This window comes from Micromonospora sp. CPCC 205546 (genome assembly GCF_036902715.1).
In the GTDB taxonomy this organism is placed as follows: Bacteria; Actinomycetota; Actinomycetes; order Mycobacteriales; family Micromonosporaceae; genus Micromonospora.
In genome coordinates, this window is the sequence record NZ_JBAKHL010000084.1 from 1 (window position 1) to 9936 (window position 9936).

Consider the following 9936-nt stretch of genomic DNA (forward strand, 5'->3'; position numbering starts at 1 on the left):
CCAGTACCGCACCGACCTACTCGACGGGTTCCTCGCTCACACCGGACTGACACTCGAACCCGACACAACCTGACCATTCAAGATCTGTAGCTAGAGTCGACACCCACGGTCCGCGCCGGAACACTCCGGCGCGGACCGTACGTTAAGTCCGCACCGCGCGGTGCGCCGCTCGTGGCGGCGTTACGGTAATCCCGATCGACCGGACCGCCGACCAGCGGCCCTGCTGCATGGCTCAGCGCAGAGGCGCCTGGCCGTAAGGCGCGTCGCTGTGGTCGAGCGTTTGCCGGATGACCCGTTCCAGGACGGAGGCCACCTGGTCCTCCGGCCAGGAGGATTCGGCTTCCGCTTCAGCCCGCCTCAGGGCCGCACCGAGACGTACGGGATGAGTGGTCTGAAGAACATGCGCAAACTGTGCTTCCAACTCCCGCAGCCCGAAATCGGCTTCGTGCGTTTCGTCGCGAACCGTGAGTCCGTCCTCAAGGCATTCCGGGTGGACCTGCTCGGACATGGAACCTCCGTGGAGTCACCTGTGTGGCCGCGCTTGCACCCGACGGCCCCGCTGGGCTCATTGACTCAATCGTCGTCGCGCGAGGGTGTGCTCAAGAATCACCCATAGCGCTGACAGCTTAATCCGGTCTGCGGTCCACCGCTCGCCCTCAAGTCCCGCGGGAGAAGCGCGGTGAGGAAGACCCATACGCTACCCATACGTGGGCATCGCAGCCGTTGACCAGCGCGCCGCCCAGGCATCACCCCTTCGCAGGCGATACGGCGTATCGAGCAACTGGCGTACGCGAGACAATGGTTCTAAGCCGATGATTAAGCAGTTGGGGGGTTGGGCCGCTCGCGCACAGAAAACTGTCCGCGGGACCCAACCAACACTTGTCCACGTCGAAGATCGGCGCGCCGGAATGAATGTGCGGTGCCGCAACTACAAGGAGGCATCGCACATCCCGACCATAAGCAGCTTCGGCCGTTCTTCAAGCGTTTGTCAGTGGCCGGCGGCCGCCCTGGAAGCCGACGCCGGGGAGGCCGTCTCCGGCTGGCGCGCAACCGGCCGCGCGGTCGCGGCGGCGAGCGCCGCCCGGTCGAGTTTCCCGGACCCGGTGAGTGGCAGTTCGGCCAAGAACTGGTAGCGGTCCGGCACCATGTACCGCGGCAGCACGGCCATCGTGTGCTCGCGTAGCGCGGCGATCGGTTTGGGCGGCGCGTGCTCGGCCAGCACCACACAGGCCACCAGGAACTGAGCACCGGCCGGAGTGCTGACGACCGTGACCGCAACATCCCGGACGAAACCATGTGTACGGACCACCGCCTCGATCTCACCCAGCTCGATGCGGTAGCCGCGCAACTTGATCTGCTGGTCGTTGCGGCCCAGGTACTCGAACGACCCGTCGCGCAGCCGACGGGCCAGGTCCCCGGTCCGGTAGTAGCGCGCCGGTCCGTCCGGGCCGTTCAGTTCGACGAAGCGCTCCGCGGTCAACTGTGGCAGCCCGAGGTAGCCCAGGGCGACGCCTTCCCCGGCGACGACCAGCTCACCGACCTCACCGTCGGGCACCGGTCGCAACTGCGCGTCCCGAATCTCCAATCGCAGGTGCGGCAGTCCGTGTCCGATCGGCGAGCGCACCGGGCCGGTGAGGTCCGCCGGGGTGAGGATCCGGTGCGTGGCGTACACCGTGGTCTCGGTCGGGCCGTACATGTTCACCGCCGTGGGCGGGGTGCCTGGGAAGTCCCGGAGGAAGTTCCGCACCACGTCGAGGTCCACCGGTTCACCGGCGAAGACCAGGTAGCGCAGGGTCAACGGAGGGCGGCCGGCCTCCTCGTAGGCTAGGGCGACGGAGCGGAACACCGAGGGCACCTGGCCCAGGACAGTCACCCCTTCATCGCCGAGGAGCCGAACGAGATCATTGGGCGACTGGGCCGCGGCGGTGGGGACCGTGACTGCTGTCGCACCGGTGGCCAGGGTGGCCCACAGCTCCCAGACGGAGACGTCGAAACTGAACGAGTGGAACAGCGCCCACCTGTCCGAGGTGCTCACGTCGAAGAGGGGCAGGGCCGCGCGGAGCAGGGCGAGAACGTTCCGGTGGGATACGACGCAGCCCTTGGGCCGGCCGGTTGACCCAGAGGTGTAGATGACGTACGCCGGATCGTCTCCAGCCAGGGTGGGTTCGGGCAGCGATCCCCCGCCGTCGTCCCCGGTCGGCTCGACGACCCGGACGTCGACGACACCGCACGCCTCGGCCAGCGCGGCCGGGGCGATCACCGTCGCGATCCCGGCGTTCTCGAGCAGGTAGCTGAGCCGGTCCCGCGGATGCAGCGGGTCCAGCGGTACGTAGGCAGCGCCCGCCTTCATGACGGCGAGGATGCCGACCACCACGGTCGCAGACCGCTCGAGCAGGACCCCCACCAGGTCGCCGGGGCGAACCCCGGCCTGGCTGAGCCGCGCGGCCAGCAGATCCGAGGCGGCATCCAGCTCGGCGTAGCTGATCGCGCGTCCGCCATCGATCACCGCAGAAGCCGCGGCCCGCTCCTTGGCCACCAGTCGGAACAGCTCGGGCAGGGTGCCGGCGGCGGCCAGGTGGTCGCCGTCGAGCAGGTTCGAAGGGTTGGTCATGGCTGTTGCCGCCTCCAGGAGCTTGCCGCAAGGTCGCGTTTCGGTAGGGTCAGTACTCGGCCGCGTGGCGGATCCGCTCGGCGAGCGTCGCCGCCAGTTGGTGCGTGAGGTCCTCGGTCACCGCGGTCGTCTGGGTGTTGACGACGACCTTGAGTCCCCCGTCACCGACCGGCCAGACCTCGGTCTGGATCTCGGCGGGGATGCCGAGGTAGGGCAGGCGGTGATGGGTCGCGGGAACGTCCTGCGGGCGGAACTCCGCCCGCGCGTTGTCCTGCAGCACGAAGATGTTCTGGAACAGCGGCGAACGAGCGGTACGCGCCGGGTTGACCAGCCGGACCGCGTCGGCGAATCCCACGTCCTGGCAACCGAACGCCGTCCGCACGGCCTCGGCGGTACTCCGCGCAGCGGCCGGTCCTCGCCCCAGGGCCGCCCCGCGCATCCGGACGCAGACCATGCCGACGTGACAGCCGACCGAGTGCTCGAGGACAGGATCCATCCGCTGGACCATCGGCACGCCGACCCCGATGTCGTGCTGGCCGGTCAGGTCGGCCAAGGCAGCGCCGTAACAGGTGAGCAGGGCCGTGAACAGGGTGGATCCGGATCGCGCAGCGAGGTCCTGGACCCCGCGGACCTCGGTGGCGGTGAGGGCCACCTCGACCCGACGCACGGCCGCAGGACCGCTCGCCGTGGCGGGCGGTAGCGCCAGCTCCGGAATGCCGGACAGGGTGGTCCTCAGTCGGGCGTACTGCTGCTCCAGGTCGACCATGCGGAGATGCCGGTCCCGGATCGAACGCACCTGTGCGGGCGTCGGAACCGGCTGCCAGTTGGGCGCGGTCCCGGCGGTGCGTGCCCGGTAGGCCCGCTCCAGGTCCGCGGCAATCACCGATTCCGACCAGCCGTCGAAGGCGATGTGATGCACCACGTACCCGAGGACGGTGACGTGTGGGCTGGCCGGGACGAGCACCGTACGCCAGATCTGACCGGCGGGCAGGTCCAACGGTCCGGCCAGTTCGGCGCGCACGGCCGCGAGCGCCGCCGGCAGGTCGGGCTTGGCCGCGAGAACCTCCAGCCTCGGTGCGGGCGACGGGCCCGGCAGCAGCCGGCCACGTCCCCGTTCGCTGACGTAGCGGGAGCGCAGGGCGAAGTGGCGGTGGTGCACGTCCACGACCGCACTGGCCAACGCGGCCACGTCGAGGCCGACCGGCAGCTCCCAGGCGGTCAGGCAGTACGCTGACCGGTCTGCCGGGTCCAGCAGTTGCCGGGTCAGAAATCCCTCCTGGGTGGCCGTGAGCGGCACCCCGCCGTCCTGCGCCGGCTCGCCGTGCCCGACCGGCTCGACCGCGCCGAGGTCTCGGTGGCGGCTCAACCACACGGTCAGCTCCGCGACGCTCGGATGAGCGAGGAACACCGAGACCGGTACCGGCACGCCCAACCGGGCGCCCAGCCGGGCGCAGATCCGACCGGCGCCCAGCGACGTGCCACCCAGCGCCGGGAAGGCGACGTCCACCGGTACGTCCGCGCGTTCCAGAACCTCGGCGAAGACCTCGGCAATCTCCTCGGTCAGAGAGACCGCGGCCGAGGGCCGGGACCGGCCGGGTCCCCCTTCCGCGACAGCGGGCGTGGCCAGCCGGGCCAGCAGGGCCCGCTCGTCGAGTTTGCCGGTCGGCGTGAGCGGGATCCGGTCGATGCTCACCAGGCTCTGCGGCACGTGGTACGCGACGAGCGACGAGCGCAGTATGTCCATCGCCCCCACCAGCGGATCACCTGACCTGGTTGGCACGCAGAACGCCGCGAGCCCTCGTACGCCACCACGCTCGTCACGCACCGGGAGGAGCGTGCAGCGCCGCACGCCCGGCAGCGCCGCCTCGATCTGACGCTCCACCTCGGCCGGCTCCACCCGGTTGCCCCGGATCTTCACCTGCCGGTCGGCGCGGCCGTGGAAGTGCAGCAGCCCTTCGTCGTCCCAGCTGGCCAGGTCCCCGGTCCGGTAGACCCGCACCGGTCCGCCGGGGACCGGCAGGAGGGTGAACCGCTCCCCGGCCGGTCCCTGCGGTTCAAGGTAACCCAGGGCGAGACCGGCACCGGCTATACAGACCTCACCCGGCTCTCCGACCGCGCAGAGCCGGTCGCCGTCGACGACGTACACCTGGGTGTCGGCGACCGGCCCGCCGATCGGGACGCCGCCGGGTCGGTCGCAGTCCACGCGGCGGACCCGGTGCGCGGTGGCGCAGACCGTCCCCTCCACCGGGCCGTAGATGTTGACCAGGGCGGTCTCCGGGTGACGTTCCAGGAAGCGCGCGGCGTGTGGGACGGACAACACCTCGCCGCCGGTCACCACCTGACGCACCCCGTCGAAGGCGTCCAGTCCCTCGTCGACCGCAAGGGTGAACAGGCTGCTGGTCAGGAACACGGCGTTGACGCCGTACCGGCCGACCAGCTCGCAGAGCAGCTGCGGCGTCAGGTACGGCTCCCGCACGACGACCGACGTGCCGCCGGTGAGCAGCACCGACCAGACCTCGAGCGAGTAGCCGTCCCACGGCACCGCCGCGGCCTGTGGCAGCACGGTCCCCGGCCCGAGGTCCATGAAGCCGTCCGGACGGAACAACCGCGCCGTGGCCCGGTGCGGGGTGAGGGCACCCTTCGGTTGGCCCGTGGTACCCGACGTGAAGAACACGCAGCACGGGTCCGACCCGTCAACCTCGACGGCGCGGAACCCGGTCTCCTGCCCCGCCACCGTGGCCAATCCGCCGGTGGGCGGGAACCAGGCCGTCACCTTCCGGTCTACCGCCGTGTCGTCGGCGATGCCGACCACCACCCCGGCCCCGGTCTGGGCCAGCACCTCCGCCACTCGCGACGACGGCCAGCTCTCGTCGACGAGCGTGTACGCTGCGCCGAGCTTCAGCACCGCGAGCATGCAGGCGACCAGTTCCGCGCTGCGGGGGAGCCGGACCGGTACGAGGTCACCCCGGCAGACGCCCTCAGCGGCGAGCCGCACGGCATACCAGTCCGAAGCCCGGTCCAGGGTTCGGTAGCTGATCGCGGTGTCACCGTCGATGAGGGCGACAGCTTCGGGCTGCCGGTCGACGACCGCCGCGAAGATGCCGTGCACGCTCTCGCCGTACGGGTAGGGGCGGGCAGTGTCGTTCCAGCGCGGATCGGGGAACATGGGGCCTTCCTTGTGTCGCCAATCGGGTTCTCTGGTCGGGCCGGTCTACGGTGGCTCAGCGTCCTGCCAGCGCCAGGTCCGATCGCCGGTTCTGGGCCGCCCGGGTGAGCGGTGGACAGGCGACGCCGGCCAGCACGAAGAGGGCCGCCAGGCCCCACCATCCGGGCTGCCCGTTGCTGACCACCACCGTGGCCACCAGGAACGGGCCGACCGTCTGCTGAAGGCCCCGCCCCAGGGCGAAGACGCCCTGGTAGTCGCCCTGCCTGCCGGGGGGTGGCAGGTGCAGCGACACCCCCCACGAACCGGCGGCCTGGCTGAGTTCCCCCCAGACCAGTACCGCCGTGCCGAGCAGGAGCAGAGGAACGGCCACCATCGGCGATGTCGCCTCGGAGAAGGCGAAGACCAGGCAGCCGAGGGCGAGCAGGAGCCCGGCGCGGCGCAGCAGCGTGGCCGCCCCGGTGGCAGTCTCCGCTGCCCGGCTCGCCACCACCTGAAGTGCGATCACCAGGACGGTGTTCAGGATCAACAGGATGGAGTAGACAGACGTCGGCGCCTCCGTGTGGTCCATGATCCACAATGGCAGACCGACGGTCAGGATCGGCTGGTACAGCTCCAACACACCACAGAGCAGTGCCAGGGAGACAAACCGCAGGTCCCGCAGCCCGGACCGGCTTCGGACCGGGTCGCGCCCGTCGCTCGGGACCTGGGGCCGGCGCGCTGGCACCCGGGCGGCGATCAGTGCACAGCCGGCGTGGCAGGCCGCGGTGACCACCATCACCGCGACGAAGGCCTCCCGGCTGTCCATCGCCACCGCGACACTGGCCATCGCGGCGCCGAAGACGATGCCCACGTTGAAGAAGCTGCGCATCTGGGCGCTCACCCGGACCCGGGCCGCCGGCTCGAACGCCTCGTAGGTGAGGGTCATCCGCAGCGGCGTGGAGGAGGTCTCGCAGATGGAGATGGCGCTGGCGATCAGGACGAAGCTGACCAGGCCGGAGACCATGGTGTAGCCGGCGAAGAGGACGGCGAGCAGCGCGTACACCGCCACCAGGGGCAGTCGGGCACCCCACCGGTCGGCCGCCCGACCGATGGGGACCGTGAGGAGCAGGCCCGCCAGTCCGGCGACGGAGAGTCCGACGCCCACCTCGCCGGCGCTCAGTCCCACGCTACGGCGCAGGAAGATGGTGCTGGCGCTCAGGAAGAGCCCGAACCCGACCGCCTGCACCATGGTGAGCAGCGCCAGGGTACGGGCCGTACCCCGCTCGGGCACCAGTCCGCCGGCCCAGGAGCGGACGGAACTGACGACACGGCTATCAGCCAAGGCGGTACACCTCGTCAACTTTCACTGTCGAAACGCCTGTCGACCTAGAGGGTGGTCAGCTTCTTGGCGAGCGCCTCGGCGAAGGCCGGGTCACGCACCACGTCCAGGGTGGTCGGCGCGGAGAAGGTGTACGCCTCCGCGTCGCGCACCAGGTGGTCCCACGCGGAGTCGGGCCGGTCGGCGACCTCCCGAGACTGGTAGACCGTGACGTCACCGCCGTAGCGCTGCGCCTCGTAGTTCTCGTGCCCGAAGATCCCGGCCGCCCACATCATCTGACGCCAGGGCAGCTCCTCGGCCACGACCTCCTCGTCCACCCACTCCAACTCCCGCATCGCGTCGAGCAGGCGCTGCGGGTCGTCGGCCGGGTTCGACACCCCGAACTTCTCCCGTACGCCGGCACCCCGGAAGTCGTACACCTCCCGCAGGCCCCAGCCGGGATCGAGTTCGCGGACCCCCGGCGGCAGGGTGTTGACCACGGCCAGCAGCGCGACCTGCTCGCCCCGCGCCTCAAGCTGACGGGCGATCTCGTACGCGATCCGGCCACCGGTGCAGAGGCCGAGAAAGAGGTACGGCCCCTGCGGCTGCACGGTGCGGATCTCGGCCAGGTAGCGGGTGGCCGCCTCGACCACCGAGAGCGGCGGGCGTACCCGGGTCCGCAGGCCGATCATCTCCAGGCCGTAGGCCGGGCGGTCCCCCCGGAACCGGTCCACGTACTTCCGCATGAAGCCGACGTTGCCGGTACCCCAGTGGATGCAGAAGATCGGTGTCTCGGTGCCCCCGGTGGCCAGCAGCACGAGGTTGCTCGTCGGCGGCACCGCCATCGGTGCCGCACCGGTGGCCCAGACCTCGGCGAAGTCCCATCCCGCCGATCCGGCCGGAGCCGCGTCCTGCGGTGTCGATCCGCCGGTCAGGGCGGCGGCGATCGCCTTCGGGGTCTTGTGCAGGAAGACGTCGTTCGACGAGAGCTCCACGCCGTGCCGACGGGCCTCCGCGACGACGTTGACGATCAGCAGCGAGTATCCGCCGAGTTCGAAGAAGTCGTCGTCCTCGGCGACCTCCACGGCGAGCAGTTCCGCCCAGACGTCCTGGAGAACCTGCACGATCCGATCCTGTTCCAACGCCATCGTGGGCGTCCTTTCTCTTCGTGGGAAGCGGGTTAGCCACTGCCGTGACCGGCAGCCGGTGGACCGCTACCCCTCTTTGCCGACGAGGGCGGCGGCGTCGTCTTCCGTCCGGTAACGGTGCAGCGGGAAGACGTCGGTGGCACGCAGGAAGTCAGCGCCGCCGAGGCGCGCGACCGGCTGGAGTTGCCCCAGGTCCACCCGCATCGTCTGCGGGTCGAAGATCCCGTCCTGGGCGTGGATGGCGAGCACGGTGCCGAGGACGACCCAACCGCCGCCAGGGCCGCTGTTGACCTCGATGATGTCCTGGACCCGGCACTCCAGGGCGAGGCTGGCCTCCCGAACCCGCGGCGGCCGGACCCGCGTCGACGGCTCCGGGGTCACACCGACCAGGTCGAACTCCGACTCACCGTGCGGCACCGGGGCGCCCGAGAGATTGGCCGCCACGACGGTCTTCTCCTGCGTCACGTTGATGACGAATTCGGGCACCTGCTCGATGTTGAGCAGGGTGTCCTTCTTCGGTCGTTCCTCCGACCCGAACACCGGGCAGAACAGCACGGTCATCGGTGTGCAGCAGACCCCCATGAAATAGGAGAAGGGTGCCAGGTTGGTCACCCCCCGGGCGTCCACCGTGCTGATCCAGGAGATCGGTCGGGGCACGATGGCGCTGCACATGAAGGTGTAGACCTGCTGCTCGCTGAGCTCCGTCGGGTTGATTTCCATCTTCACCTCGGTGTTTGAAGGTCACGCGCCGGCGGGCCGGCCGATCAGTTCCACGACGTCGGCCGCGCAGCCCCACGACAACGTGAAGCCCGAGCCGCCATGGCCGTAGTTGTGGACGAGACCGGGGACGTCGGCGTCCCGTTCCAGCCGTACGTCGACCCGTGCGGGTCGGAAGCCCACCCGGACGTCGAGGACCTGCGGCTCGCCCAGCGCCGGCACCAGGGTGGTGCAGCGCCGCACGATGTCGGTGACCGCATCAGCCGGGACGAGCGTCGAGACGAGGCCGGGATCCGCAGTGCCGCCGAGGATCACGTCGGACTCCCGCGCGACGACGTACGTCGGCAGGGCCGGGTCGCTGTCGTCGATCCAGCAGCCGTCCAGGCCGGGCGGTTTCGCGCAGCGCAGGACGACGCCCCGCACCAGCGACATCCCGGGGTCCCCGGCCAGCCCGGCGGCACCGAAGCCGGTGCAGTTCACCACCCAGGACGCGGTGGTGGTCTCGTGCCGCAGGTCGGTGACCACCGAACGCCGGAACTGCCCGCCGCGCGAGCCGAAGAGCTCCACCAGAAACCGGAGGTAGCGGCTGGTGTCGGCCACCGGGACGGCCATCGCGTACGAACTGGCGTAGCCGGCCGGGACGTCCCGGGCCTCGAACGGTTCCCGGTCCGCCATCGCCGCCATCCACCACGGGGCGGCCACGCCGGTACGGAAGTACTCGGTCAACGTGCGACGCCGCACCCCCGAGCCCGGCTCACCGGCCAAGCCGCAGAGCCGCTGGTACGTCGCCGCGGCCCGCCGGATGTAGGTCGCGTCCGGGGCCTGGAAGAACGGGTGCCAGATCGCCGCCGCCACCGACGACGTGGTGTACGAGGGTGGCTCCGCGCTCGTGACGGTGACCGGGTGGCCCTCGTCCTGCAGGGCGATGGCCGTGGTCAGGCCACTGACCCCGCTGCCGACGACCGTGACCGGGGTCCTCCCCCTGCTCGCGTCCATG

The 9936-nt window shown here is 70.5% G+C and carries 7 protein-coding genes; all 7 read right to left on the reverse strand.

The window, feature by feature from the left end; genetic code table 11:
* Positions 1 to 232: 232 nt before the first annotated feature.
* Positions 233 to 508 carry a hypothetical protein gene (locus tag V6U77_RS26495; RefSeq protein WP_334609446.1) on the reverse strand — a complete coding sequence of 92 codons (276 nt, stop codon included), beginning with the start codon at positions 506 to 508 and terminating at the stop codon, positions 233 to 235.
* Between the two features lie 480 nt (positions 509 to 988).
* Positions 989 to 2611, reverse strand: coding sequence for an amino acid adenylation domain-containing protein (locus V6U77_RS26500; protein WP_334609447.1), 1623 nt, complete (start codon positions 2609 to 2611; stop codon positions 989 to 991).
* 49 nt (positions 2612 to 2660) lie between these two features.
* On the reverse strand, positions 2661 to 5777 hold the full coding sequence (locus V6U77_RS26505) for an AMP-binding protein (RefSeq protein ID WP_334609448.1): 3117 nt from the start codon (positions 5775 to 5777) through the stop codon (positions 2661 to 2663).
* A 55-nt stretch (positions 5778 to 5832) separates the two neighbouring features.
* Positions 5833 to 7098 carry an MFS transporter gene (locus V6U77_RS26510; RefSeq protein ID WP_334609449.1) on the reverse strand — a complete coding sequence of 422 codons (1266 nt, stop codon included), beginning with the start codon at positions 7096 to 7098 and terminating at the stop codon, positions 5833 to 5835.
* Between the two features lie 44 nt (positions 7099 to 7142).
* The gene (locus V6U77_RS26515; RefSeq protein ID WP_334609450.1) at positions 7143 to 8222 is read right to left on the reverse strand and encodes a thioesterase domain-containing protein; all 1080 of its coding nucleotides are present in this window, start codon (positions 8220 to 8222) and stop codon (positions 7143 to 7145) included.
* A 66-nt stretch (positions 8223 to 8288) separates the two neighbouring features.
* Positions 8289 to 8942 carry a flavin reductase family protein gene (locus tag V6U77_RS26520; protein ID WP_334609468.1) on the reverse strand — a complete coding sequence of 218 codons (654 nt, stop codon included), beginning with the start codon at positions 8940 to 8942 and terminating at the stop codon, positions 8289 to 8291.
* A 21-nt stretch (positions 8943 to 8963) separates the two neighbouring features.
* Positions 8964 to 9935, reverse strand: a complete 972-nt coding sequence (locus tag V6U77_RS26525) for an FAD-dependent oxidoreductase (protein WP_334609451.1) — start codon at positions 9933 to 9935, stop codon at positions 8964 to 8966.
* Position 9936 lies beyond the last annotated feature (1 nt).